Genomic DNA, 24,656 nt, shown 5'->3' with positions numbered 1-24,656 from the left:
GCGCAAAGCGCATGCGTCATGTCGGATTGCCGCTATTCGCCCGTCGCCTGTGTCGGAAGTTGGCCGAGGAGACGACAATCTCTTGGCATTTGCCGCAGTGCGAAGATGGGGCCCTTCAGTCCAACGCAGCGCGATCGGTCATTCCGCGGGACTTTCAGCAGCTTGTGCGGCAGATGGCCGGGACAAGCGCGGCCACGACGGTGTGGAATCCGACGCGAGCCACGTCCACACGTCATACGCGATCGCTCCCGTCATTCCGGGCGTCGGCCCGGAATGACGGCGAGGAGGAGGAGAAAGGAGGATGTCAACACCACCTGTCGCGACCGGCCTGATCACGGCCATCCGACACGATCGGTGAGCAAAATACAGCGCCGGGAAGGTAGGGGCTTTGCCTCACTGATGCAGCCCGCTAAACCTTGACCCGGCGTGCCGTTCGCGGTTTTCGCCGCTATGCGATAGTCCGAACGAGCTCCATCGCACTTAACGCGGCTGGATTTGCGGAGGTGGAGTCATAGACCTCCCCTTGCTCATGAGGTGGACGTTGCGCGTCGCTTGTTTGCGACCATGGCCATGCTCCTCCTGTGACACAAGACTGTCAAGCGGGATCAATCGGGAGAGAGATCACAATTGGACGCACGAGTTCCGCGCCGGGCAAAGCAGGGGGAGGTCAATTCGATTCGTAAAATCAGCAGCCACATGACGCCCCAGCAAGCCATTGATTTTGCTACGCCCGGCTACTGTGCATGGGGTTGTTTTCGCAATTATTGTCTCCGGCCTAAAGAAACATGTCGGCCAGGTCTGCCGTCGAGGACGTCCCGACCCGGTCGAAATTGCGCGCCAGCCAGCTTTGCGCAGCCGCGCGGCCCTCATCGCGCAGGCGGCACAACAGGCTCCATTCGGGATGGAATTGCGTGGCCGTGCCGAGCTGCGACATCAGCTGATCGTTGCCGATCCAATGCATGTACATGCGGCTGTGTCTCGCGCTGTCGAGCTCGCCATCGTCGATCAACCGCGTGGCGAAGGCGATCGCACGCATCTCGCGCATCAGAGACGAATTGAAGCTGATCTCGTTGATGCGGTGGAGGACGTCGGCGGCACTGGTCGGCAGCTCGTCGCGACGGATCGCGGTGACCTGCACGATGACAACGTCATGACTGCCCTTGCGGTAGATCAGCGGATAGATCGCGGGATTGCCGAGATAACCGCCATCCCAGTAATGCTCGCCGTCGATCTCGACGGCCTGGAAATAGGGCGGCAGGCAGGCCGAGGCCAGCACGGACTCTGCGGTGAGATGCGGGCTCTGGAACACCTTGATCTTGCCGGTGCGGACATTGGTGGCGTTGAGAAACAGCGCTGGCGACTCAGGCGCGGAATTGAGCCGGTCGAAATCGACGACGCGCTGCAAGAGCGAGCGCAGCGGATTGATGTGGAAGGGATTGAGCAGGTTCGGCGGCAGCGTGTGCGTCAGCGTGTGGATGAAGGCGTGAACCGGATGATATTCCGGCGGCAGCTTGAGCGCCTGGATCCACTGGTTGAGCGGCGAGAGCAGATCGTACGCCATGTCCATGCGCGACACTTCGTACCAGAAAGCGTGCAGGTTCTCCCGCGCCGCCTCAGCGCCTCCGTTCGCCATGCCGGAGGCCATGGCAACTGCGTTCATCGCACCGGCGCTGGTGGCGCTGATTGCCTCGATCCCGAGCCTGCCGTCCTCCAGCACATGGTCGAGCACGCCCCAAACGAAGGCACCGTGCGCGCCGCCGCCCTGGAGCGCGAAGCTGACGTTCTTCCGGTCCGCGGTCCTACTGGCTGTCACGTTGCTCGCTTCCTGCCCCCTTTTTCTTCCTGCTCCAGCGCCCTGCGCACCGCGTCGAATTCCCGCAGCGAGGCCTTGTCGGCGTGCGGGAAGCGCAAGTCGAGCTTTTCGAGCGCCGCATTGATGACCGAGCCGATCACGACGCGGGCGAACCATTTGTGGTCGGCGGGCACGACATACCAGGGCGCGTAAGGCGTGGCGGTGTGCCGGACGATGTCCTGATAGACCGCCTGATAGCGTGGCCACAGCGCGCGCTCCTCGATGTCGCCCATCGAGAACTTCCATTGCTTGGCCGGCTCCTCCAGCCGGTCGAGGAAGCGCTCGCGCTGCTCGTCCTTGGAAATGTTGAGGAAGAATTTCAGCACCACGGTGCCGCTGCGGCAGAGGTAGCGCTCCCAGGCGGCAATATCCTCGAACCGCTCCTTCCAGATGTTCTTGGTGACGAGCCTCGGCGGCAGCTTTTCCTTGGCGAGGATCTCCGGGTGCACGCGCGTCACCAGGCATTCCTCGTAATGGGAGCGGTTGAAGATGCCGATATGGCCGCGCTCGGGCAGCGCGACGGCGTGACGCCAGAGGAAATCGTGGTCGAGCTCCTTGCTGCTCGGCGCCTTGAAGGCATGGACTTCGCAGCCCTGCGGGTTGATGCCCTCGAAGATTGCCTTGATCGCGCTGTCCTTGCCGCCGGCATCCATGGCCTGGAACACGATCAGGAGCGACCAGCGATCCTGGGCGTAGAGCTTTTCCTGAAACCCGATCAGCCGCTTCTTGTTGGCCTCGAGGATCGCTTGCGCCTTCTCCTTGTCGAGATCACCTTTCTCGTCGGTCTTGTGCGCCTTGAGATGAAACTTGCCCGACCCATCATAGCGGAATGGCGTGATGTAGCGGTCAAGTTCCTGGGCGAGCGACTGGGACGGCTTCTTGCTCATGAGCGCGGGACACCTTGCGTTGCGGCTTCAATCGGTCGAGCACGCTACCAAGGATGCCCTTGGGAAGGAATATGATGAAAAGCACGAGCAGCACGCCATAGACGAGATTGTCCCAGCCGACCGCCTTGGTGCCGAAGCCGATGCGAAGGGTCTCCGCCAGGAGGATGGTGATCACGGCGCCGAAGGTCGGTCCGAGCGAGACGAACAGACCGCCGACGATGGCCGCGAACACCATCTGGAGCGACACCGCGATGCCGCTGACCGTGTCCGGCGTGATGAACATCTGGTACTGGCAGTAGATCGCGCCCGCCAGCGCCGTCATCACCGCGCTGAGCAGCGTGATCTTCAGCTTCTCCGCGGTGACGTCGACGCCGGCGGCGGCGGCGGCGTCCTCGTCCTCCGAAATCGCCTCCAGGGCGTAGCGCGCCATGCTGCGGTCGACCCAATGCCAGACCACGATGCCGAAAAGCCAGACCCCGAGTGCGATCAGGTACCAGGTCGTCTTGTCGTCGAACTGCAGCGCCAGCAGCTTGTTGCCGGTCGCACGGTTCGGCGTATAGCCCAGCGAGCCGCCGGTGTAGTCGCGCGTTGCCGTGATGACCTGGAGCACGATGCCTGACAGCGCCAGCGTGACCAGCACGAAATAGTGCCCGGTGATGCGGAAACGGAAGCAGGGATAGCCGACGATCAGCGCCAGCGCGCCGGCCGCGACCATGCTGACGGGAATGCCGATCCAGGGCGACACGCCGAGATGATTCCACAGCAGCGCGGTGACATAGGCGCCGATCCCCATGAAGCCGCCATGGCCCAGCGAAACGAGGCCGAACCGCCCCATCATCGACCACGACGTATAGGCGAACGACCAGATCAGGATCAGCACCAGGATGTGCAGATGATAGGGGTCGCGATAGACGAAAGGAAGCGCAACCAGCGCCGCCAATCCGATCCCCCAGGCTGCGAGCCGCCCCTGTCCCATCATCGGCGCCTCGCAAGCAGGCCCGCGGGCCGGATGAACATCATGACGATGAAGAAGGCGAAGGCGAGCACGTAGCCCCATTCGAGATCGGAGAACAGACCGCCGAGCGAGATGATCTCGGCGAAGACGAACGCGGCGATGAAGCCGCCGATGAAATTGCCGAGGCCGCCGAGCACGCAGATCAGGAAGGTGATCGGCCCGAAGGAGAGACCGACGAAGGGGTGCACGTCATATTGCAGCACCAGCAGGCAGGCCGCGAGCCCGGCCAGCGCGCCGCCGAGCGCGGAGGTGATGAGATAGATCCGCCTGGTGTCGACACCCATCAGCGCCATGATCTGGCGGTCCTGCGAGATGGCGCGGATGGCGGTGCCGGTGAAGGTCCGCGTCATGAACAGGTAGACGGCGACCATGCCGACCAGCGCGGCCAGGAACGACAGCAGCCGCGCATAGCTGAAATTCATGTCGCCGAAGGCGAGCACCGGCAGGCGGATGCCGAGATTGCGGAAGTCGATGCCGAAGGCGACGGTGGCAAAGCTCTGCAGCACGAACAGAACGCCGCCGGTCGCGAGCAACTGGTTGATCGGCGGCGCGGTGAGCAGCGGCGCGATCACGAGGTAGTGCAAGGCGGCGCCGAGGAGCGCGACCAGCAGGATGGTGAACGGCGCTGCGACGAAATAGCTGACGCCGTAAAACTGCACCATGAAGTACATGGCATACATGCCGATCATCACGAGCTCGGCGTAACAGATCCAGGTTACGTCGATGACGCCGAAGATCAGATTGAGTCCGAGCGCGAGCAGTGCCAGCACGCCGCCGAGCAGGATGCCGTTGATGACGGCCTCCAGCAGGTAGATGTCGAAAATATCCAGGAACGCCTGCATGCCCATCACACCCCGAGATACGCTTCCTTGACGGTGTCGCTCGCCAGCATCTCGGCCGATGTGCCGGACGCCCTGATCGTCCCCGCCTCGATCAGATAGGCGCGATCGACCACCTTCAGCACCTGCTGCACGTTCTGCTCGACGATCAGCACGGTCAGCCCGCTGGCGCGGATCCGCTTCACCAGTTCGAACACCTGCTGCACCACGACCGGCGCAAGGCCCGCCGACGGCTCGTCGAGCAGCAGCAGCTTGGGGTTGGACATCATCGCGCGGCCGATCGCGCACATCTGCTGCTCGCCGCCGGACATGGTGCCCGCCATCTGGTGGCGGCGTTCCTTCAGGCGCGGAAACAGGTCGAACACGACCTCGAGTCGGTCGGCATAGTGCTCGCGCGCCCCCTTCATGAAGGCGCCCATCTTGAGGTTGTCGTCGACCGTGAGCTGCGGAAACAGCCGCCGGTTCTCCGGTACATGCGCAATGCCGAGGCTGACGATCTTGTGCGGCGGCGTCGCCACGACGTCGACACCTTCCATCCGGATTGATCCGCGCGAGGGCCGGATCAGGCCGGAGATGACGCGCATCAGGGTCGTCTTGCCGGCGCCGTTGGGGCCGATCACGCCGACGGCTTCACCGGCATTGACGTCGAGACTGACGTCGAACAGCGCCTGGAACGTGCCGTAACCGGCATTGACGCCGCGGAGCTCCAGCATCGGCTAACCTCCCGCGCGGCGGCGCGCTTCGGCGGCCGCGGCTTGCGTGGTCTCGGCATCGGTGCCGAGATAGACCTCGATGACGCGCGGATCGCCCGCGACCGCGCTTGGCAGGCCCTCCGAGATCTTCTCGCCGTGATCGAGCACCATGACGCGGTCGACGACCCGCATCAGGACGCCCATGATGTGCTCGACCCAGATGATGGTGATGCCGAGCTCGTCGCGGATGTTGCGCAGCATGTCGGCCGCCTGGTCCATCTCGGCCTCGTCGAGCCCGCCGAGGCTTTCGTCCGCGAGCAACAGCTTTGGCGCGGTGGCGAGCGCCTTGGCCAGCTCGAGCTTCTTCAGACCGGCGGCACCCAGGCCATCGACGCTCGCATGGCGATCGGTCGGCAGGCCGACCATCGCCAGCGATCGCTCGGCCGCTTCCTCCGCCTTGATACGGCTGTGGCGGCCCTGGCCGTAGAAACCGGCGAGCGCGACATTCTCGAAGATGGTCAGGCGGCGGAAAGGCCGAGGAATCTGGAAGGTGCGGCCGATGCCGCGGTTGATGATCCGGTGCGGCGCAAGGCCCGCGACCTCGTGCCCGGCAAACAGGATCGATCCGGAGGTCGGCGCCAGCGTACCCGAGAGCATGTTGAAGATCGTGCTCTTGCCCGAGCCGTTGGGGCCGATCAGACCGAGGATCTCGCCCTGATCGACCTTGAACGACACGTTGTTGACGGCGGTGAAGCCACCAAACCGCTTCACCAATCCGTTCACTTCCAGCACCGTCGCTCTCCGCCGCTACTGGTTGCTGTAGGTGGTGCCCTTCGGCAGCGGCAGCACGGCCTCGCGCTGCGCCTGGCTCTTCGGCCACACCACATGGGACTTGTCGTCGACGTACTGGATCACGACGGGGAACGAGCGCTCGTTCTGCCCGGCCATCGGCGAGCCCTCGCCGTGGAATTTGACGCCGAAGCCGAGCATGGTGCCGCCTTCGGGTATGTCGGTGTCGAGGGCCGCCTTGCGCAGGGACTCCGGATCTATGCCGCCATATTTCTTGATCGCTCGCGGCAGCACGTCGGTCAGGAACAGGTAGGTGTTGGACGCGGCCATGCCGACATGAGCCGAACGGATGGCGAGCCCCGGCTTGCGCTTGTCGAACTCCTCGCCAACCGCCTTGATGATCGGCGGCAGCTTCGGATCCATGCTTTTCTGGTTGGCGAGCCAGATCGAGATCGGATCGGTGTTGAAGACGTAGTTGACATCGGAGCCCAGGCCTTCTTTCAGCTTCTCATAGACCCCGTAGCCGGCGCCATGTCCCACCAGCGCACCGAACTTCAGCCCTTGTTCGCGGGCTTGCCGGAGCAACAGGGTGATGTCGGGATTGTAGCCGGTGTGGAAGACCACATCCGGCTTGGCCCGCTTCAGCTTGGTGACCAGCGCAGACAAATCCGGGGCCGTGGCCGAATAGCCTTCCCTGAGCACGATGTTGAAACCGGCCTTCTTGGCACCGGCCTCATTGCCCTTGGCGACGTCGACGCCATAGGCGCCGTCCTCATGGATGATGGCGACCCGCAGGTCCTTCGGGTCCTTGCCTAACATTTCCTTCGTGTTCTGCGCGATGAAGTCCATCGTCATCATACCGAACTGATCGCCGGAGGCCTGCGGCCGAAACACGTATTTGTAGTTCTTGTTCTCCAGCACCGCGGACGAGATGCAGGTCGTGATCCACATGAACTTCTTCAACTGCTCGACGCGCGCTGCCACCGGCACGCACTGCGCCGAGGAAAAGAAGCCGAGCAGCATGTCGACCTTTTCCTGCTCGATCAAACGGATCGCTTCATTGATGGCGACGTCCGGCTTGCTCTGGGCATCGGCATAGATCGCCTCGATCTTGTAGCCCTCGACATCCTTCGCGCTGTACTGATCCAGCATGATTCTTGCGCCGGTATATTGCAGCTCAGAGCCGCCGCCGGCGAGCGGACCGGTCAGATCGTAGATGACACCGATCTTGAGCTTCTTCTCCTGGGCCTCGGCGGACGCCGCCAAGCCCGCCGCCGATATCGCGACCAAGAGCCCATGTAGCAAACGGGCAGTCCTGCGCAGGCGCATCGAAACCTCCCTGGACGATTGTGCATTGCATTCGTCTTGCTTTTAGTTGCCCCCATCACATGGGCAGAGCGCAGGGATGTCAAGCCTTGCGCATCAGCGCGAGGCGAACTGCTGCTCGATAAAGGCCGTGACAAATCGCGGCATGGTAGGGGTGAGATCATTCACCCCGCGCACCAGATGGATGGCCGACAATTCAGGCTCGGCCTCACGGGCGAGGTTGGCTTCGATCAAAGCGCGAGCCTCGTCGCCGGACATGTCGAGATCGAGCACCTGCATCATCGCGATCGTGGGGCCGCTGACGACGCAGTGCCAATCCGGCTCGGCCCGATAGTCCGCCGCGGTCAGGCCGGTCTCCTCCTCGACTTCGCGGACGACGCTGCCGGGAATGTCCAGCCTGCCATCCCTGACGTCGTCGAGATCCGGCGTGCCCGAGGGGAAATAGATGCGGCCTGCGTTGGCGGTGTGCTGCGCCATCTCGCCCATCACGAAGGCGCCGTCGGACGTACGCAGCGCGCCCATGCCAAAACCGTTGAACACGGCAGGACCGGGAAAGCCCCAGTCGCGCCAGGCGAGGAAGCTTGCGAAATCGGTCTCGAAATAGGTCGAGGCGAAATGGCCGTCCATGAACACGGGATCGCACCCGAGCAGCACGCGGCCGTTCCAGATCTTCGGCCGCTCGCGTTGTTTCTCGGCGAAATGCGCCGCGATCTCGGCGCGCCGCTCCTCCGCGAACGGCCAGACGATCGGCCGCACCACAAGATCGAGCGTCGTGACGCGGTGAATGATGGGTGACGTCATGAGGGACGGCTACCGCATCTTCGCGTCAGCTATTTGGCATTCCCCGTCGTCTTTTTGGCCTGCTCGACGAACTTGTTGGTGAAGGTCTTGCTGACGTCGATCTTGGCATTGGCCACCTCGGGCGAGCCGACGCTGAACACCGAAAGCACAGCGTCCGCGCCCTTCGGATCCATCTTTCCGGTCTCGGAATACATCGGGATCGTGTTCTTCAGCGCGGCGAGATAGAGGTCCTTGTTCTTGCCGACCGTCTCTTCCGGCATCTTCGCCATGATCTCCTCAGGCGTGTGCGAATGGATCCATGCGAGCGTGGCGAGGATCGCGTTGGTGAGCGCCTGCGTCTCCTTCTCGTGGCTGTTGATCCAGGCCGCCGTCGTGTACAGCGCGCCGCCCGGATATTCGCCGCCGAAGGTCTCGAGCGTATCCTTCTGCGTGCGGGTGTCGGAAAGGATGCGCAGATCCTTGTGGTTGCCCTGGAGCACGGTGACGGAGGGATCGAGCATTACGGCCGCATCGATCTGACCCTGCTGCATCGCGGCGACGGCGGTGGCTCCGAGGCCGACGCCGATCACGGCGGTGCTGGTGGGATCGACGCCGTTCTTCTTCAGCATATATTTCAGGAAGAAGTCGGTGGAGGAACCGGGCGCGCTGACGCCGACTTTCTTGCCGGCGAGATCCTTGACCGACTTGATGTCGTTGGTTCGCGAAGGCGCGACCACCAGCACGAGGCCGGGATAACGGTCATAGACCACGAAGGCCTGCAGCTCCTGCTTCTTGGCGGCCAGATTGACGCAATGGTCGAAATAGCCCGAGACCACGTCGGCGCTGCCGCCGAGCACGGCCTTGAGCGCGTCCGAACCGCCCTTGAGGTCGACGAGCTCGACATTGAGGCCGGCCTTCTCGTATTCGCCGAGCTGCCTCGCCAGAACCGTCGGCAGATAGCACAGGCAGGAGCCGCCGCCGATCGCGATGGTGACTTTGCTTTGCGCCGCGGCAAGCGAGGTGGTGAGCGTCAGCGCGAGCAGCGCGCCTACGAGCCTGGCAATCGTGTTTTTCATTGGTTTTCCTCCGTTCGGCCGGCGGCACCATAGAGCAGCAGGGCTGGCTTGAGAAGCGCTGCCGAAGGCACTGGCCATCGGCCATTCGGAACAATGGCATGCCGGGACAAGAGCAAATTCTCGATAGGGGGAGCGCATCTTGCTCGCAGCTCAACCCCGCCCATCCGACGCGGTCGGCCGCCACACCAGGAGCCTCCGCTCGACCAGCGTGACGCCATAGTCGATCAGGATGACGAACGCCGACAGCACGAACATGCCGGCGAACACGCCGGCGACGTCGAACACGCCCTCGGCCTGCTGGATCAGATAGCCGAGCCCGGCCGCCGATCCCAGATATTCGCCGACGACCGCGCCGACCACGGCAAAGCCGACCGAGGTATGCAGCGAGGAGAACATCCAGGACAGCGCCGAGGGCCAGTAGACGTGCTGCATCAATTGCCTCTCGCTCATGCCCAGCATGCGGCCGTTGTCGAGCACGGTGCGGCTGACTTCCTTGACGCCCTGGTAGACGTTGAAGAACACGATGAAGAAGACCAGCGTGACGCCGAGCGCGACCTTGGACCAGATGCCAAGCCCAAGCCAAAGCGCGAAGATCGGCGCCAGCACGACGCGCGGCAGCGCGTTGACCATCTTGACGTAGGGGTCGAACACGGCGGCCACCAGCGGCTGGCGCGCGAACCAGAAGCCGACCAGCACGCCGCCGGCCGATCCGATCACAAAGGCCAGGAGCGATTCCGTGAGCGTGATGCCGAGATGCTTCCAGATCACGCCGGACGAGAACCACTTCACGATCTGGCTGAACACGTCGAGCGGATTGGAGAAGAAGAACGGCGGCAGCAGGATCTTGCCGAATACGGGGACAGTCGACAGCACCTGCCACAGCACAATGAAAACGACAGCGACCAGGACTTGCAGTGCAAGCAGCGTCGGGCGCGACATCAGACCGCCTCCGCCGCTTGCGTGGACTGGGCGTAGCCCTTCATCACCTCGTCCTTGAGCACGCTCCAGATCTCGCGATGGAGCGCATGGAATTCCTTGTCGAGCCGCACCTCGAAAATGTCGCGCGGGCGCGGCAAGCTCACCCGCCAGTCGCCGATGATGCGCGAGGACGGCCCGGCCGACATGATCACGACGCGGTCGGCGAGCGCGATCGCCTCTTCGAGATCATGAGTGACGAACAGCACGGCCTTGCGGTCCGCGTTCCAGAGCTCGAGCAGCAGATTGCCCATCACCTGGCGCGTCTGCGCATCGAGCGGCCCGAACGGCTCGTCCATCAGCAGGATCTTCGGGTCGCGGATCAGCACTTGCGCCAGCGCGACGCGCTTGCGCTGGCCGCCGGAAAGCATGTGCGGATAGCGATTAGCGAACGCTCCGAGGCCGACGGCGGTCAGCCATTGCTGCGCCCGCTGCAGCGCCTCGGCGCGTGCCGTGCCCTTGACCTCGAGCCCGATCGCGACGTTGTCGAGCGCGGTCTTCCATGGGAACAACGCGTCGGCCTGGAACAAATACCCGGCATCCCGGTTCAGCCCCGCGAGCGGCCGGTCGAATATCCTGACGTTGCCGGCCGCTGGCGTGAGCAAGCCCGCGGCGACGTTGAGGAGCGTGGATTTGCCGCAGCCGGTGGGGCCGACAATGGCCACGAACTCGCCTTGCGCCACTGCGAGATGAGCTTTCTCCACCGCCGTATAGACCCGTCCGTCCCCGAGCCGGAACGCGACCTTGGCATCTTCCAGCGCCACTGCCGTGGGCGTTGTCATGCATTTTCCTCCGAATTCGGCCCGATGCCTTAGCCGCTCGTGCCGCCAAGTTCAATCGAGGCGCCAAGCGTGCTACGCATGGGGCAAGGAAAAAATGAGCCCCATCCAATGCCCTCGAAGCCGGCGATCAGCTATCACTGCGTCACCAAGCGCTTCGGCTCCCTCAAGGCCGTCGACGATGTGTCGCTCGACATCGCCGAAGGCGAATTTGTGGCCGTCGTCGGCGGCTCGGGCTCCGGCAAGACGACGCTGCTACGGCTCGCCAACCGGCTGATCGAGGCCGATGGCGGCACGATCACGGTCGAGGGCGAGGACGTACGAGACGTCGATCCGGTCGCACTTCGGCGCCGGGTCGGCTACGTGTTCCAGGCCGGCGGGCTGTTTCCCCATTTGAGCGTTGCCGACAATATCGGGATCACGCCAAGGCTGCTGGGCACTCCGGCGACGGACATCGCGGCACGCGTCGACGAGCTGATGGAGCTCGTGCAGCTCGACCGTAATGCGCATCGCGACCGCCTGCCGGAGGCGCTCTCCGGCGGCCAGCGCCAGCGTGTCGGCGTGGCGCGGGCACTCGCGGCAAAACCTCGCATCGTGCTGATGGACGAGCCCTTCGGTGCGCTCGACCCCCTCACCCGCGATGCGCTCGGCGACGATTATCGTGCGCTGCATCGCAAGCTCGGCCTGACCACGGTGATGATCACCCATGACATGACGGAGGCGATCCTGCTCGCGGACCGCATCGCCGTGATGCGTGGCGGCAAGCTGCTGGCGCAGGGTACGCCGGCGGAGCTTTCGAAGAGCGAGGACGCCTACGTGCTGGAGCTGCTGCGCACGCCGCGGCGCCAGGTCGAACGGCTGAACGCGCTGCTGCCGACGAGCGGTGCGGCATGAGCTTGCTGGCCGATCCGCGCTGGGGCGAGGCGCTGGCGCATCTGCCCGACTATCTCGGCAACCATGTGCGGGTGAGCCTCGCGGCACTCGCGCTCGGTCTCGTCGTCAGCCTGCCGCTGGCGATCCTGACCCGCAACCGCCCGGCGCCGCGCGCCATCCTGCTCGCGATCGCCAGCATCGTGCAGACGGTGCCGGGTCTGGCGCTGCTCGCGCTGTTCTATCCGCTGCTGCTGCTGGCCGCGTCCGTCACGCTGGCCTGGTTCGGCGTTTCCTTCTCGGCGTTCGGCTTCCTGCCGGCGATGCTGGCGCTGGCGCTCTATTCGATGCTGCCGGTGCTGCGCAACGGCATCACCGGGCTCAACGGCATCGATCCCGCGCTGATCGAAGCCGCCAAGGGCGTCGGCATGACCGCGCGGCAGTCGCTGCTGATGGTCGAGCTGCCGCTGGCGCTGCCGGTGATGATGGCGGGCATCCGCACCGCCGCGGTGTGGGTGATCGGCACCGCCACGCTGTCGACGCCGATCGGGCAGACCAGCCTCGGCAACTACATCTTCGCCGGGCTCCAGACCCAGAATTGGGTGTTCGTGCTGTTCGGCTGCCTTGCCTCGGCGCTGCTGGCGCTCGCCGTCGATCAGCTGCTGGGCCTGATCGAGGCCGGCCTGCGTCACCACAGCCACGCGCGCTCCGCACTGGGCGCGGCCGGCATCGCCGCGTTGGTCGCCGCAACGCTGGTGCCGACGATGGGGCGCTCGTCGCAGGGCTATGTCGTCGGTGCCAAGACATTCGCCGAGCAATATGTGCTCTCGGCCCTGCTCAGGGACCGCCTTCAGGCGGCAAGCCTTCCCGCGACCACACGATCCGGCCTCGGCTCCAGCGTGATCTTCGGGGCGTTGAAGGCCGGCGACATCGATCTCTATGTCGATTATTCCGGCACGCTCTGGGCCAACCAGCTGCGTCGCACCGATATCAAGCCGCGCGCCGAGCTGGTCGCCGAGCTGAAGACGGCGCTCGCCAAGGACAACATCACCTTGCTCGGCGAGCTCGGCTTCGAAAATGCCTATGCGCTGGTGATGCCGAAAAAGCGCGCCGAGGCGCTCGGCATCCGCACCATCGCCGATCTCGCGGCACATGCGGCGAGCCTGTCGATCGCGGGCGACTACGAGTTCTTCTCACGCCCGGAATGGGCCGCGCTGCAAAAGGCCTACGGCCTCTCCTTCCGCGCCCAGCGCCAGATGCAGCCCGACTTCATGTATGCGGCGGTCGCCAGCGGCGAAGTCGACGTCATCGCCGGCTACACCAGCGACGGCCTGATCGCGAAATACGATCTGGTCGCACTCGAGGATCCCAGGCACGCGATCCCGCCCTATGATGCCATCCTGCTGCTGGCACCGAAGCGCGCCGGTGACGAGCGGCTGCAAGCCGCGCTCACGCCGCTGCTCGGCAAGATCGATATCGCGACCATGCGTGAAGCGAATCTGCGCGCCAGCGGCAACGACGCGACCTCGTCGCCGGATGTGGTGGCGAAGTGGCTGTGGGAAAAGGTGGGCGGGCGGTAGGCCGGGATTTCGTAGGGTGGGCAAAGGCGTGCATGCGCCGTGCCCACCATCCTTGGATGCACGTGAGAGGTGGGGGCACGCTCCGCTTTGCCTACCCTACGATCTGGTGTGGCTCGGCGACCGGGACTACAACCCCCTGATTATCCCCGCGTCGATCAGCAGGCGGTTCAGCCGCCGCGCTTCGGCGCCGTCCTTGCAGCTGTAGAACATGCCCTTGCAGCGGAGCATGATCTCCTTCTGCTCGGCAAAGGAGGGGTCGAGCGGGATGCCGGCGGCCTCCTGGATGACCAGGGGCAGATAAGGGCCGTCGACCGTGTCCATCACGGCATCACTCTTCACCGGCTCGAAATTGATCGCGTCGATTGCGTAGTAAGTCGCGTAGAGACGCGGATCGTAGGCGTCGAGCTTCTTGCCGATCGCGCCCTCGTCGAGCCCGGGCTCGAGGATGGCGGGCGCGAACTCCGGCTGATGATCGCCGTAACGCACGATCAGGAAGGGCTCGCCGGGAAACGTCTTCTTCAGCCCCGCGACGAACGCCTTGTACTGCTCGGCGCTCATCGCCTGCCGGCGCAGATATTCGTCGATCGACGCCACGTTGCCCGGCGCGCGCCAGTTCGGCAACAGGTCGGGACGGAAGCGCGTCTCCCAGGGGAAATGATTGGCGCCGAGATAAAGGAAGGTGAACAGCGGCTTGTTCGGCGGCTGCTGGCCGATCAGCTGGAGCGCCTTGTCGTAGAAGAAGCTGTCCGGCTCGACGTCCTTGGCTCCGAGGTCTTTCGAATCGAGGAAGCGTTCGATGCCGGTCGTCATCTGGAAGCTGCGGGCGGCCATGAAGCCGCCATGGGCGGGATAGAGCGACATCGTGTCGTAGCCGCAACGGCGCAGCGCCAGCGGCAGGCCACGTTCGACCCGGCTCGAGGCGATGCGCGTCACGAAATAGGCGAAGCGGCCGAACGAGCGCGAGGACAGCCCCGCGAGCACGTTGTATTCGGTGAACCAGCTCGGCCCGCCGTTGGTCTCGGCGAGGAATGTCCGCTGCTTGCCGTCCCAGGACTTGAAGTGATCGCCATAGCGCGGCGGCACCTTGATGCCCTGTGCGGCGCGAATGTCGAAGCTGGATTCATCATGGATCATGATGATGTTCGGCCGGCGTCCGACCGGGTGACAGGCATCGACCAGCGGCATGTTGAGCCGCTCATTGGTCGAAACGGCCGATTCCATGAAGCCGTATTGCACGAAATCGGACACCGAACTGACGCCGGAGCGGAAGAATTTCGACAGATAGCCGTCGTCGTAATAGCCGCGCCAGGCCTCGTCCGGGTGATAGAGCGAATAGCCGACCAGCGCGGCAAGGCACGCGAGCTTGCAGGCGAGCGCCGGCAGACGGCGGATGCGGAACGGATCGAGCCACCACAGCGCATACATCAGCGGCAGCGTGACGAGGCCGGCCAGGATCACCGACCAGCGCAAATTCGGGAAGATCGCGAACAGAAACGCGACGGTGTCGCGGTCGATCATCATCAGGTCGATGAAGTTGACCGTCATCTGCACGACGTCGTGCTTGAGGCGCGACAGCAGCACCAGCACGACGACCATGGTCAGGGACAGCGCGCCCGACAACGCCGGCCGGCGCAGCAGCGTGATCCAGAAGAAGTTGAGGATGCCCCAGGCGAGCGCAAAGGAGAAGCGCGAGCCGAAATCGGTCTCGGTCTGGTACATCAGCGCGAGCGCGGCCAGATGCGGCGCGGCAACCGCAAGCAGTCGCCAGATGCCGAGCGCGGCGACACTGGCGAGGGCGGCGGTGGCTGCGGAAGGACCTGGATTGGGCGCGGACGCCATCGACGACACGCAACTTCTGGTCCGGCGCGATGATACCCAGCCGTCTGGCCGGCCCAGGGAGTGAAAAAGGGCGGCTAGGGCTCCCGGCGCAGCCGGAGGCCTGCACCATGTCATAAAACTGTAACGGAACGGTCAAGGACAGGCAACGCGCGTCGTGACCGACCTTCGCTTAATGTTAGTGAGCGGCGAACCGGCGCACGGCGCGCACCCTCGCGGACCGGGACCTCCGGCCCCTCCGCCGCCAATTGCGGCGCAGCATCTATCAGGACACAGCGAGGCCGCCGTGGTGCTGCGGCCGGCCTGGGCTAGCGGGCTGAAGCGCCTGCCTCACTGCGGCAATAGCCCGAGCCGCTTGGCATAGATGCGGTCGACGGCCCGCTTGGGCAGCATCGCCTGGATCATATGCCTCATCGGGTCTGGCGTGACCTGGTAGCGCACCCGTGGCTTGGCCGCAGTCAGCGCCTCGAACACGATTTCGGCGATCCGCTCGGCCGGCAGGCCCTTGGCGCCGAGGTCCATCATGAAGGCCATGACCTTGTTCAGCGCCGGCAGATAGGGCGAGTTCTGATAGACGGATAGGTCGATCTGTTCGGCCTTGCTCCAGATCGGCGTCTTCACCGCGCCGGGGGCAACGATGATGACGTCGATGCCAAACAGCATCAATTCGCGGCGCAGGCTCTCGGACAATCCTTCGATGGCGTGCTTGGAGGTGCAGTAGGGCGCCGACAGCGGATTGCCGTTCCTGCCCGCGACGGAGCTGATCATCACGATCCGCCCCTTCGGCCCCTTCAGCGACGGATCGGCGCCGAGCAGGGGCCCGAAAGCCTGCGTCGCGATGACGGGGCCGATCACGTTGATGTCCATCTGGCGGCGGAAATCGTCTGCCGACAATTCGAGCACGGGACCGGCGACCGCGATGCCGGCATTGTTGACGAGGCCGGCCAGCGTCTCTCCGCCCAGCGTCTCGCGAACCGTTCGCGCGGCAGCAAGAACGGCGGCCTCATCCGTGACGTCGAATAGCAGGGGTGTGAAATTGGCGCCGAGTTCAGCGGCGAGCCGCTCCGCATCCGCCTGCTTGCGGACGCTGCCGAAGACGCGATAGCCGCGCCCGATCAGGAATTTCGCGGTGGCCCAGCCGATGCCGGTGGACACGCCCGTGATGACGACAGATCGCATGGTTTACCCTCCCCTCGAGGTTTTCCGCGATCATGTCGGAAAACGGCGGTGGTGCGAAGGGGGAGGAGCAGAAGCCCGGACCCGGGAGCCGCAGGGGACCCGGGATCAGCAGCGCACCACTCGCGTGATGCGCTGCGTCCGGGAGACGGCTTAGTTCTTCGACTTGTCGACCAGCGCGCCCTTCTTGATCCAGGGCATCATGTCGCGCAGCTTCGCGCCGACTTCCTCGATCGGGTGCTGGGCGAGCTTGGCGCGGGTCGCCTTGAACGAGGTCTGGTTGACCTTGTTCTCGAGCATCCAGTCGCGGGCGAACTTGCCGCCCTGAATGTCGGCGAGAACGCGCTTCATCTCGGCCTTGGTCTCGGCGGTGACGATGCGCGGGCCGGTGACGTACTCGCCGTATTCGGCGGTGTTGGAGATCGAGTAGTTCATGTTGGCGATGCCGCCTTCATAGATCAGGTCGACGATCAGCTTCACTTCGTGCAGGCACTCGAAATAGGCCATCTCCGGCGCGTAGCCGGCTTCGACCAGGGTCTCGTAGCCGCCCTTGATCAGCTCGACCAGGCCGCCGCAGAGCACGACCTGCTCGCCGAACAGGTCGGTCTCGCACTCTTCCTTGAAGGTGGTCTCGATGATGCCGGCGCGGCCGCCGCCGACAGCCGAGGCGTAGGACAGGCCGAGGTCATGGGCGTTGCCCGAGACGTCCTTGGCGATCGCGATCAGGCAGGGCACGCCGCCGCCGCGCTGATATTCGGAGCGCACGGTGTGGCCGGGGCCCTTCGGCGCGATCATCAGCACGTCGAGGTCGGCGCGCGGGTCGAGCAGGTTGAAGTGGACGTTGAGGCCGTGCGCGAACACGAGGGCGGCGCCCTTCTTCATGTTGTCGTGCAGGTGCTCGCGATAGATGTCGCCCTGGAGCTCGTCCGGGGTCAGCATCATGACGAGGTCGGCCCATTTGGCGGCTTCGGCGACGTCCATCACCTTGAAGCCGGCGGCTTCCGCCTTCTTCACCGAGCCCGAGTCCTTGCGCAGCGCAATGGCGACTTCCTTGACGCCGGAATCCTTCAGGTTGAGCGCATGGGCGTGGCCCTGGCTGCCATAGCCGACGATGGCGACCTTCTTGCCCTTGATCAGGTTCAGGTCGGCGTCGCGATCGTAATAAACACGCATGGTCGTTTCCTCGTTCAGGGCCGAAAATCGGCCATTGGTCAGTGTCCGAAGGGTGAAATTTGCGGATTTCGGGGGCTGTCTAGAGCATTTCGGCCCCTTAGGGAAACCCGTTTCTGCATGGAAATCCGCGACATCATGCATCCATGAAAACGGGGTAGAGGGAGGCCAGCAGCAGGATCGCCATCAGGATATTGAAGGCGCGGACCAGCCGCTCCGAAGTCAGGATCGGCCGCAATGCGGTGCCGAACAGGGCCCAGACCACGGTCGAGACCGTGCCGACGAGCAGGCTGATCAGGGTCTGGATCGCGATGTTGAGCGGGAATTGGGCGATCGCCGCATAGGCGGTGATGGTGCCGATCACGATCACCCAGCCCTTGGCGTTGATCCATTGGAACATCGCCGCGCCCCAGAAGGTCATCGGGCCGCGGCCATCCTCCTCCCCCGGCTTGGTCGGGCCGGACATGGCAATCACGGCGGCAAGATAGATCAGGTAGGCGGCACCGGCATATTTCAGGATGGTCTGGAGGATCGGATAGGCCAGGAACACCGAGCCGAGCCCGAGACCGACAGCGGCGACCATGAAGGCGAAGCCGAGGACGATCCCGACGATGTGAGGGATCGTGCGCCGAAAGCCATAGGTCAGGCCCGAGGACAGCAGCATGATGTTGTTCGGCCCGGGCGTGAAGTACATCACGATCATGAAGATGAGGAAGGCATAGAGCAGCGACTGGGACATGGTCACCTCACGCCGTCTTCGGCAGCGGTTTGGCTAACGCCCTGGGCCGGTTCGCGAGAACCATCACCGCGATACCAACGATCACGGTCAGCATGCCGGCGAGCCGCAAGGGTCCGAACCGCTCGCCGAACACGATGCTCGAGGCAGCCGAGCCGACGAACGGCACCAGCAGCGCGAACGGCACCACTTGCGCCGCGGGATAGTCGCGCAGCAGCCGGCCCCACAGCCAATAGGCAATGCTGGTGGAGATGGCGCCGATTGCCAGCAGGCAGACGAGGCCGGTGAGCGACATGTGGATCAGCGATTGGAAGGTCGGCGCGGGCCCATCGACGACCAGCGCGAGCGCGAATAGCGGCACCGCGGCGGTGAGGCAGAGCCAGGCAAACAAGTCGAACATCGGCGCACCGCGGGCCCCGCGCAGCAGAAGGTTGCCGATCGCAAAGCAGATCGGAGCGATCATCAGCACGGCGAACGCACCGACGCTGAAGTCATAACCCACGGTGCCGCAGATCATGAGAAGTCCAGCCGCCGCGATGACGATGCCGAGGGTCTGCACCGGCGTCGGCCGCTCGCCGAATGCGACCGCGGCAAAGCCTATGGTGAACAGCGCCTGGCTCTGCACCACGACGCTGGTCAGCCCCACCGGCACGCCACGGGCGATGCCGTAAGCTTGCGACAGGAACTGGCCGAGGAACAGCGTGAAGCTGATGGCGATCAGCAGTGACCAGGCGACCTTCGGCCTGGGAATGAACAGGCACGGCAGCGCGGCAATGGCGAAGCGCATCGCCGTCATCAGCTCCGGCGAGAATTCGTCGAGCGCGATCCGGCTTGCGACGAACGCAAGCCCCCAGATGACCGCCACCAGGATGGCGATGAGGATGTCGGCCGGCTTCATTGTTGTTCTCGGCTCTGCCCTGTCGTGCAGTCCTGTTGTTGTTCGTTCTAGCCTTGCTCGCCGGCTCTTGGTTTGCGCAGCAGATAGGTGCCGTGCATCGGTGCGTGGTAATCGGCAGAGACCAGCGTGAAGCCGACGTCGGTCAGCATCCGCTCCATCACCCAGCCGAAGGTCGAATATTCGTCGCGCATATGCGTCACCACGCCGTCGCGCGGAAAGTCGTGGTTCTTGATCTGGAAGTCGGCCCATTGATCGACGTCGCGCTCCACGGCATCGGGCATCGAGACATAGACGATGTCGCGCAGATAGAAGCTCGCGCCGGGCTTGAGCGCACGATAGATCCGCGACATCGCCACCGCCTTCCAGAAATCCGGGAGGTGATGCAGCGTGAACTCGCTGACGATCAGGTCATAGGATTCGGGGCGATAGGCGAAGCTGAGCAGGCCGGCCGATTGCGTGCGCACCGGCGCCTTGCGGTCGCGCGCGTAGATCTCGGCGAGCGCCAGCATCGCCGGCGAGATGTCGATGGCGTCGACCTCGGCGCCCATCAGGGCGGCTTCGGTGGCCAGCACGCCGTTACCGCAACCGATATCCGCGATGCGCCAGCCGCGCTGCACGCCGAGCATTTTCAGCGCGGCCCGCGACCGCAGGTCCGCATCGTCATGGCTGTCGTAGATCGACGCCACAGCGGGCCCGATCCCCATCCGGTTCCGCTCATTGTAGTACCAGTCGCGCGCCAGCATGGTTCACATCCCTTCGGGCCCGCGGCCGATCGCGGCAACGCCGGTGCGCGACACTTCGACAAGGCCGAGCGGGCGCATCAGGTCGATATATTGATTGATCTTGTCGGTATTGCCTGTGATCTCGAACACAAAGCTCTCGGTGGTGGCGTCGATCACCCGGGCGCGGAACGCATCCGCCAGCCTCAGCGCCTCGACCCGGTGCTCGCCCTGCCCGCGCACCTTCACCATGGCGAGCTCCCGCTCGATCGAGCGCCTGGTCTGGGTCATGTCGACGACGCGGTAGACCGGGATCATGCGGTCGAGCTGGTGCTTGATCTGCTCGATCACCATCGGCGTACCCGTGGTGACGATGGTGATGCGCGACAGATGTTTCTGGCTCTCGGTCTCCGAGACCGTGAGGCTCTCGATGTTGTAGCCACGGCCCGAGAACAGGCCGATCACGCGCGCGAGCACGCCCGGCTCGTTCTGCACGAGCACCGAGAGCGTATGCGTCTCGTTGGGATCGTGGCGCTCCTCGATGAAGTAGGCGGATGCGGGCTGGTTCATTGTCGTCCCCTCAAATGTCTCTTGTCACACCAGCGCCTTGCCGCCGGCGAAGGCCTTCGCGGTCGCCTCGTCGTTCGCCTGCTCCGGCAAGAGCATCTCGTTGTGAGCCTTGCCGGACGGAATCATCGGGAAGCAGTTCTCGAGCGCCGCGACGCGGCAGTCGAACAGCACCGGGCGCTTGACCGAGATCATCTCCTTGATGGCGCCGTCGAGATCGCCGGGCTTGTGCACCTGGATGCCGACGCCGCCATAGGCTTCCGCGAGCTTGACGAAGTCCGGCAGCGCCTCCGAGTAGGAATGCGACAGGCGGTTGCCGTGCAGCAGTTGCTGCCACTGCCGCACCATGCCCATGTACTGGTTGTTCAGGATGAAGATCTTGATCGGCAGCTCGTACTGCACCGCCGTCGACATCTCCTGCATCGTCATCTGCACCGAGGCGTCGCCCGCGATGTCGATGACGAGACTGTCCGGATGGGCCACCTGCACGCCGATCGCCGCCGGCAGGCCGTAGCCCATGGTGCCGAGACCGCCCGACGTCATCCACCGATGCGGCTCCTCGAAGCCGTAGAACTGTGCCGCCCACATCTGGTGCTGGCCGACCTCGGTCGTGATGTAGGTGTCCTTGCCGCGCGTCGCCTCGAACAGGCTCTGGATCGCGTGCTGCGGCAGGATGACGTCGTTGCTCTTCTTGTAATAGAGCGAGTTGCGGGCACGCCACTGCGCGATCTGCTGCCACCAGGACTTGATGTCGGGCTTCTTCGCCTCCGCCTTGAACACCTGAAGAATGTCGCCGAGGACGTTGCCGCAATCGCCGATGATCGGCACGTCGACGCGGATGTTCTTGTTGATCGAGGACGGATCGATATCGATGTGGATCTTCTTCGAGCCCGGCGAGAACGCATCGACGCGGCCGGTGATGCGGTCGTCGAAGCGCGCGCCGACGCAGAGCATGACGTCGCAATCATGCATCGTCATGTTGGCCTCATAGGTGCCGTGCATGCCCAGCATGCCGAGCCAGTTCTTGCCCGACGCAGGGTACGCGCCGAGACCCATCAGCGTGGAGGTGATCGGGAAGCCGGTGACCTCGACCAACTCGCGCAACAGCTTGGTTGCCTCGGGACCGGAATTGATGACGCCGCCGCCGCTGTAGATCACCGGGCGCTTGGCATTGGCGAGCAGCGCCACCGCCTTGCGGATCTGCGTCGCATCGCCCTTCACGCGCGGCGCGTAGGAGCGATGCACGTCGGACTTGCGCGGCGGATGATAGGTGCCGGTGGCGAACTGCACGTCCTTGGGAACGTCGACCAGCACCGGACCCGGACGGCCCGACGTCGCGACATAGAACGCCTCGTGCAGCACCTTTGCGAGATCATTGACGTCGCGCACCAGCCAATTGTGCTTGGTGCAGGGGCGCGTGATGCCGACGGTGTCACATTCCTGGAACGCGTCGTTGCCGATCAGATGCGTCGGCACCTGCCCGGAGATGCAGACCAGCGGGATCGAGTCCATCAGCGCGTCCGTCAGCGGAGTCACCATGTTGGTGGCGCCGGGACCGGAGGTCACCAGCGCGACGCCCGGCTTGCCGGTCGAGCGCGCATAGCCCTCGGCGGCGTGGCCTGCGCCCTGCTCGTGGCGAACCAGGATGTGCTGGACCTCGCTCTGCTGGAAGATCTCGTCATAAATCGGAAGCACGGCGCCGCCGGGATAACCGAAAATGTCGGTCACGCCGTGATCGATGAGCGCGCGAACGATCATTGCGGCGCCGGTCATCTGGTTCGGATCGTGGCTCTTGTCGCTCATTGGCTTGCTCCGGATGCGCTGTTGTCAGCGGCTTTGGTCGTGTCGGGTTCGGGAAATAAAAAAGGCCCCGAAGAGGGCCCATGCACACCGCCTGTCATGTGGATGGCAGCTAGCCATCCCCGGCGGTGTGCCTGGGTACGACGGCGATAAGGAGTTTGGTAATAATGTTACGCATGGCAGGCGCTCGGCTTCCCAAAGGTTGCGCGAAACATAGCGGCCAAAGCCCGGATGTCAAGGCAATGCCACCGTTTCTGCGCGATTTAGGCAGTGTAGCGGTGTTCCCCGGGTTTTGGCGAGAGGTAAATTAGGGAACCTGAGCACAAAAGCGCGTCAGGCGGGATCTCGGGCGGCGTTCACAACTGCCACGAGCCATGCCCTCATCTCCTCCGGCTTCACCCATTCGAACTCCGGCAATTGATGCCGGAACCAGGTGAATTGCCGCTTGGCATAGTGGCGGGTGTCGGCGCGGCCGATTCCTGCGGCCTCCTCCAGGCTGATCTCACCGCGCAGATGCCGGATCAAAGCCGGCACACCATGGGCCTTCATTGCCGGCAGCAGCGGATCGAGGTGCCTGGCGGCGAGCCGCTCGACCTCCCTCAGCGCGCCGGCTCCCAGCATGGCATCGAAGCGAGCATCGATGCGGGCATAGAGCTCGTCGCGCTCGGGGGCGAGAAATACCGCGCGAAAACTGTCCTTCGGCAGCAGCGGCGGCTGGCCCTCCCGATGCCAGTCGAGCAGCGAACGGCCGGTCGCCTCGAACACCTCGAGCGCGCGCGCGATCCGGGTGCGGTCACGCAGGTTCAATCGCCCGGCCGCGCGCGGATCGCGACGCGCCAGTTCCGCATGCAGCGCCTCCGCGCCGTCCCGTTCCAGCCGCGCGCGCACGGCCTCGCGCACCTCGGCAGGAATCGGCGGGACCACGGAGAGGCCCGCCGTCAGCGCCTTGAAATAGAGCCCGGTGCCACCGACGAAGATCGGCAGGCGGGCTTGCGCCTTCGCCTCGTCGAGCGCCTTTGCCGCGTCAGCCACCCAGGCGCCCGCCGAGAAGTTCACGGCCGCATCGACATGGCCGTAGAGACGGTGCGGGGCGCGGGCCTCCTCGTCATGTGTCGGCCGTGCCGTGATGATGCGGAGGTCACGATAGACCTGCATGGAATCGGCATTGATGACGATGCCGCCGATGGCGAGCGCGAGCTCCAGCGCCAGCGCCGACTTGCCGCTGGCGGTCGGGCCTGCGATAAGCACGGCCTCGCCAAGAGGCCTTCTGCTGACCTGCTCCTCGTTCACGAAAACCTCAAATGTCCCTCGTCGCCACGCTGATCTGCAACCCTGACAATCCCGCGCTCGACTCGACCATCGTCGACGGCGCCCGCGCCGTGCTGCCGCAGGCAGCTCCCGCGCACTGGCTGTTCGACGGGGTCGCGGTCGATATTCCCTTCGGCGCCGACAGTAACCTCGAAGGCGACCGTCACGCCATCGAGCAGCGGCTCCGCGAGCTGCGCGGCGACCTGCCCATCGACATCGTCGTGCAGCCAGTCGGGGTCCGGCGCAAGAAGCTTTTTCTCGCCGACATGGATTCCACCATGATCGGCCAGGAATGCATCGACGAGCTCGCCGATCTCGTCGGGGTGAAGGCCCATGTGGCCGCCATTACCGAACGCGCGATGCGCGGCGAGATCGAGTTCGAGCCGGCGCTGCGCGAGCGCGTCGCGCTGCTCAAGGACCTGCCCGCCAGCGCCGTCGACGAGGTGCTGGCCAAGCGCATCACGCTGACCCCGGGCGGCAGCACACTGGTCGCGACCATGCGCGCCCACGGCGCCTATACCTGCCTCGTCTCCGGCGGCTTCACGCTGTTCACGTCCGCGGTCGCCGCCAAGATCGGCTTTCAGGAGAACCGCGCCAACGAACTCGTCGTGCGCGACGGCAAATTCACCGGCGAGGTGAAGGAGCCGATTTTGGGCCGCGCAGCGAAGCTGGCGACACTGGTCGACCTGATGGAATCGTTCGATCTCGACGACATCGACTCGGTGGTGGTCGGCGACGGCGCCAATGATCTCGCGATGATCCAGGCGGCGGGGCTCGGCGTCGCCTACCACGCCAAGCCGGCGGTCGCGGCGGCGGCAGCTGCGCGGATCGATCACGGCGATCTCACAGCGCTGCTGTACGCGCAGGGATACCGGCGCGAGGAGTTCGTGGAGGGCTGACGCAAACGTCGTTCCGGGATGGTGCGAAGCACCAGACCCGGAACCTCGAGATTCCGGGTTCGATGCTTCGCATCGCGCCGGAATGAC

General features: G+C 64.6%; 23 protein-coding genes. 3 read left to right on the top strand and 20 right to left on the bottom strand.

The window, feature by feature from the left end:
• Positions 1 to 775 precede the first annotated feature (775 nt).
• The 11 genes from ACFDR6_RS18620 to ACFDR6_RS18570 form a co-directional block, all read right to left on the bottom strand.
• The gene (locus tag ACFDR6_RS18620) at positions 776 to 1,813 is read right to left on the bottom strand and encodes a patatin-like phospholipase family protein (protein WP_212080716.1); all 1,038 of its coding nucleotides are present in this window, start codon (positions 1,811 to 1,813) and stop codon (positions 776 to 778) included.
• Positions 1,810 to 2,739 carry a polyphosphate kinase 2 family protein gene (locus tag ACFDR6_RS18615; RefSeq protein ID WP_375859093.1) on the bottom strand — a complete coding sequence of 310 codons (930 nt, stop codon included), beginning with the start codon at positions 2,737 to 2,739 and terminating at the stop codon, positions 1,810 to 1,812. The genes ACFDR6_RS18620 and ACFDR6_RS18615 overlap by 4 nt, the downstream gene beginning before the upstream one ends.
• The gene (locus tag ACFDR6_RS18610) at positions 2,699 to 3,718 is read right to left on the bottom strand and encodes a branched-chain amino acid ABC transporter permease (protein ID WP_212080714.1); all 1,020 of its coding nucleotides are present in this window, start codon (positions 3,716 to 3,718) and stop codon (positions 2,699 to 2,701) included. Before ACFDR6_RS18610 ends, ACFDR6_RS18615 begins: the two co-directional genes overlap by 41 nt.
• Positions 3,715 to 4,596 carry a branched-chain amino acid ABC transporter permease gene (locus tag ACFDR6_RS18605; protein ID WP_375859092.1) on the bottom strand — a complete coding sequence of 294 codons (882 nt, stop codon included), beginning with the start codon at positions 4,594 to 4,596 and terminating at the stop codon, positions 3,715 to 3,717. The genes ACFDR6_RS18610 and ACFDR6_RS18605 overlap by 4 nt, the downstream gene beginning before the upstream one ends.
• Positions 4,597 to 4,601: 5 nt before the next feature.
• Positions 4,602 to 5,306, bottom strand: a complete 705-nt coding sequence (locus tag ACFDR6_RS18600) for an ABC transporter ATP-binding protein (protein WP_375859091.1) — start codon at positions 5,304 to 5,306, stop codon at positions 4,602 to 4,604.
• 3 nt (positions 5,307 to 5,309) lie between these two features.
• The gene (locus ACFDR6_RS18595; protein WP_212080711.1) at positions 5,310 to 6,077 is read right to left on the bottom strand and encodes an ABC transporter ATP-binding protein; all 768 of its coding nucleotides are present in this window, start codon (positions 6,075 to 6,077) and stop codon (positions 5,310 to 5,312) included.
• A gap of 15 nt (positions 6,078 to 6,092) precedes the next feature.
• Positions 6,093 to 7,403: an ABC transporter substrate-binding protein gene (locus ACFDR6_RS18590; RefSeq protein ID WP_375859090.1), complete on the bottom strand. Its 1,311-nt coding sequence runs from the start codon at positions 7,401 to 7,403 to the stop codon at positions 6,093 to 6,095.
• 93 nt (positions 7,404 to 7,496) lie between these two features.
• Positions 7,497 to 8,201 carry an NUDIX hydrolase gene (locus ACFDR6_RS18585; RefSeq protein WP_375859089.1) on the bottom strand — a complete coding sequence of 235 codons (705 nt, stop codon included), beginning with the start codon at positions 8,199 to 8,201 and terminating at the stop codon, positions 7,497 to 7,499.
• Between the two features lie 29 nt (positions 8,202 to 8,230).
• Positions 8,231 to 9,256 carry an ABC transporter substrate-binding protein gene (locus ACFDR6_RS18580; protein WP_212080708.1) on the bottom strand — a complete coding sequence of 342 codons (1,026 nt, stop codon included), beginning with the start codon at positions 9,254 to 9,256 and terminating at the stop codon, positions 8,231 to 8,233.
• 150 nt (positions 9,257 to 9,406) lie between these two features.
• Positions 9,407 to 10,195 carry an ABC transporter permease gene (locus ACFDR6_RS18575; protein WP_317242588.1) on the bottom strand — a complete coding sequence of 263 codons (789 nt, stop codon included), beginning with the start codon at positions 10,193 to 10,195 and terminating at the stop codon, positions 9,407 to 9,409.
• Positions 10,195 to 11,013, bottom strand: coding sequence for an ABC transporter ATP-binding protein (locus tag ACFDR6_RS18570; RefSeq protein ID WP_375859088.1), 819 nt, complete (start codon positions 11,011 to 11,013; stop codon positions 10,195 to 10,197). The genes ACFDR6_RS18575 and ACFDR6_RS18570 overlap by 1 nt, the downstream gene beginning before the upstream one ends.
• Positions 11,014 to 11,121: 108 nt before the next feature.
• Here ACFDR6_RS18570 and ACFDR6_RS18565 point away from each other — a divergent pair, with 108 nt between their 5' ends.
• Both ACFDR6_RS18565 and ACFDR6_RS18560 read left to right on the top strand, forming a co-directional pair.
• Complete coding sequence (locus ACFDR6_RS18565) at positions 11,122 to 11,904, top strand: ATP-binding cassette domain-containing protein (protein WP_375859087.1); 783 nt, start codon at positions 11,122 to 11,124, stop codon at positions 11,902 to 11,904.
• The gene (locus ACFDR6_RS18560) at positions 11,901 to 13,460 is read left to right on the top strand and encodes a glycine betaine ABC transporter substrate-binding protein (protein WP_317242585.1); all 1,560 of its coding nucleotides are present in this window, start codon (positions 11,901 to 11,903) and stop codon (positions 13,458 to 13,460) included. Before ACFDR6_RS18565 ends, ACFDR6_RS18560 begins: the two co-directional genes overlap by 4 nt.
• 126 nt (positions 13,461 to 13,586) lie before the next feature.
• Here the strand turns inward: ACFDR6_RS18560 and ACFDR6_RS18555 are convergent, their stop codons facing one another.
• From ACFDR6_RS18555 to miaA, 9 genes are all read right to left on the bottom strand, one after another.
• A complete protein-coding gene (locus ACFDR6_RS18555; RefSeq protein WP_317242584.1) occupies positions 13,587 to 15,299 on the bottom strand; it encodes a sulfatase-like hydrolase/transferase in 1,713 nt (570 codons plus the stop codon).
• Between the two features lie 327 nt (positions 15,300 to 15,626).
• Positions 15,627 to 16,475: an SDR family oxidoreductase gene (locus ACFDR6_RS18550; RefSeq protein WP_212080699.1), complete on the bottom strand. Its 849-nt coding sequence runs from the start codon at positions 16,473 to 16,475 to the stop codon at positions 15,627 to 15,629.
• 150 nt (positions 16,476 to 16,625) lie between these two features.
• Complete coding sequence (gene ilvC / locus ACFDR6_RS18545; RefSeq protein ID WP_140978497.1) at positions 16,626 to 17,645, bottom strand: ketol-acid reductoisomerase; 1,020 nt, start codon at positions 17,643 to 17,645, stop codon at positions 16,626 to 16,628.
• A gap of 133 nt (positions 17,646 to 17,778) precedes the next feature.
• Positions 17,779 to 18,381 (bottom strand): LysE family translocator, encoded by a 603-nt coding sequence (locus ACFDR6_RS18540; RefSeq protein ID WP_212080698.1) that lies wholly within the window; start codon positions 18,379 to 18,381, stop codon positions 17,779 to 17,781.
• A gap of 7 nt (positions 18,382 to 18,388) precedes the next feature.
• A complete protein-coding gene (locus ACFDR6_RS18535) occupies positions 18,389 to 19,276 on the bottom strand; it encodes an EamA family transporter (protein ID WP_212080697.1) in 888 nt (295 codons plus the stop codon).
• 47 nt (positions 19,277 to 19,323) lie between these two features.
• The gene (locus ACFDR6_RS18530; RefSeq protein ID WP_212080696.1) at positions 19,324 to 20,019 is read right to left on the bottom strand and encodes a class I SAM-dependent methyltransferase; all 696 of its coding nucleotides are present in this window, start codon (positions 20,017 to 20,019) and stop codon (positions 19,324 to 19,326) included.
• Positions 20,020 to 20,022: 3 nt separating this feature from the next.
• Positions 20,023 to 20,565: an acetolactate synthase small subunit gene (ilvN, locus tag ACFDR6_RS18525; RefSeq protein WP_212080695.1), complete on the bottom strand. Its 543-nt coding sequence runs from the start codon at positions 20,563 to 20,565 to the stop codon at positions 20,023 to 20,025.
• A gap of 24 nt (positions 20,566 to 20,589) precedes the next feature.
• Positions 20,590 to 22,365 carry an acetolactate synthase 3 large subunit gene (locus ACFDR6_RS18520; protein WP_212080694.1) on the bottom strand — a complete coding sequence of 592 codons (1,776 nt, stop codon included), beginning with the start codon at positions 22,363 to 22,365 and terminating at the stop codon, positions 20,590 to 20,592.
• Positions 22,366 to 22,695: 330 nt separating this feature from the next.
• Entirely contained in the window at positions 22,696 to 23,652 is a 957-nt protein-coding gene (miaA, locus tag ACFDR6_RS18515) for a tRNA (adenosine(37)-N6)-dimethylallyltransferase MiaA (protein ID WP_375859086.1), read from the bottom strand.
• A gap of 11 nt (positions 23,653 to 23,663) precedes the next feature.
• Here miaA and serB point away from each other — a divergent pair, with 11 nt between their 5' ends.
• Positions 23,664 to 24,569 (top strand): phosphoserine phosphatase SerB, encoded by a 906-nt coding sequence (serB, locus tag ACFDR6_RS18510; protein ID WP_317242579.1) that lies wholly within the window; start codon positions 23,664 to 23,666, stop codon positions 24,567 to 24,569.
• Positions 24,570 to 24,656: the final 87 nt, after the last annotated feature.

Source organism: Bradyrhizobium tunisiense (assembly GCF_042263385.1).
GTDB classification, from domain to species: Bacteria; Pseudomonadota; Alphaproteobacteria; order Rhizobiales; family Xanthobacteraceae; genus Bradyrhizobium; species Bradyrhizobium tunisiense.
Note: the sequence above shows the minus strand (reverse complement) of the source record. Positions and strands in the feature narration are given on the sequence as shown.

Excerpts from the sequence above, each read along its gene's own strand:
- ACFDR6_RS18615 (WP_375859093.1), bottom strand. The coding sequence starts at position 2,739 with ATGAGCAAGAAGCCGTCCCAGTCGCTCGCCCAGGAACTTGACCGCTAC.
- ACFDR6_RS18610 (WP_212080714.1), bottom strand. The coding sequence starts at position 3,718 with ATGATGGGACAGGGGCGGCTCGCAGCCTGGGGGATCGGATTGGCGGCG.
- ACFDR6_RS18605 (WP_375859092.1), bottom strand. The coding sequence starts at position 4,596 with ATGCAGGCGTTCCTGGATATTTTCGACATCTACCTGCTGGAGGCCGTC.
- ACFDR6_RS18600 (WP_375859091.1), bottom strand. The coding sequence starts at position 5,306 with ATGCTGGAGCTCCGCGGCGTCAATGCCGGTTACGGCACGTTCCAGGCG.
- ACFDR6_RS18590 (WP_375859090.1), bottom strand. The coding sequence starts at position 7,403 with ATGCGCCTGCGCAGGACTGCCCGTTTGCTACATGGGCTCTTGGTCGCG.
- ACFDR6_RS18585 (WP_375859089.1), bottom strand. The coding sequence starts at position 8,201 with ATGACGTCACCCATCATTCACCGCGTCACGACGCTCGATCTTGTGGTG.
- ACFDR6_RS18580 (WP_212080708.1), bottom strand. The coding sequence starts at position 9,256 with ATGAAAAACACGATTGCCAGGCTCGTAGGCGCGCTGCTCGCGCTGACG.
- ACFDR6_RS18575 (WP_317242588.1), bottom strand. The coding sequence starts at position 10,195 with ATGTCGCGCCCGACGCTGCTTGCACTGCAAGTCCTGGTCGCTGTCGTT.
- ACFDR6_RS18570 (WP_375859088.1), bottom strand. The coding sequence starts at position 11,013 with ATGACAACGCCCACGGCAGTGGCGCTGGAAGATGCCAAGGTCGCGTTC.
- ACFDR6_RS18565 (WP_375859087.1), top strand. The coding sequence starts at position 11,122 with ATGCCCTCGAAGCCGGCGATCAGCTATCACTGCGTCACCAAGCGCTTC.
- ACFDR6_RS18560 (WP_317242585.1), top strand. The coding sequence starts at position 11,901 with ATGAGCTTGCTGGCCGATCCGCGCTGGGGCGAGGCGCTGGCGCATCTG.
- ACFDR6_RS18555 (WP_317242584.1), bottom strand. The coding sequence starts at position 15,299 with ATGGCGTCCGCGCCCAATCCAGGTCCTTCCGCAGCCACCGCCGCCCTC.
- ACFDR6_RS18550 (WP_212080699.1), bottom strand. The coding sequence starts at position 16,475 with ATGCGATCTGTCGTCATCACGGGCGTGTCCACCGGCATCGGCTGGGCC.
- ilvC (WP_140978497.1), bottom strand. The coding sequence starts at position 17,645 with ATGCGTGTTTATTACGATCGCGACGCCGACCTGAACCTGATCAAGGGC.
- ACFDR6_RS18540 (WP_212080698.1), bottom strand. The coding sequence starts at position 18,381 with ATGTCCCAGTCGCTGCTCTATGCCTTCCTCATCTTCATGATCGTGATG.
- ACFDR6_RS18535 (WP_212080697.1), bottom strand. The coding sequence starts at position 19,276 with ATGAAGCCGGCCGACATCCTCATCGCCATCCTGGTGGCGGTCATCTGG.
- ACFDR6_RS18530 (WP_212080696.1), bottom strand. The coding sequence starts at position 20,019 with ATGCTGGCGCGCGACTGGTACTACAATGAGCGGAACCGGATGGGGATC.
- ilvN (WP_212080695.1), bottom strand. The coding sequence starts at position 20,565 with ATGAACCAGCCCGCATCCGCCTACTTCATCGAGGAGCGCCACGATCCC.
- ACFDR6_RS18520 (WP_212080694.1), bottom strand. The coding sequence starts at position 22,365 with ATGAGCGACAAGAGCCACGATCCGAACCAGATGACCGGCGCCGCAATG.
- serB (WP_317242579.1), top strand. The coding sequence starts at position 23,664 with ATGTCCCTCGTCGCCACGCTGATCTGCAACCCTGACAATCCCGCGCTC.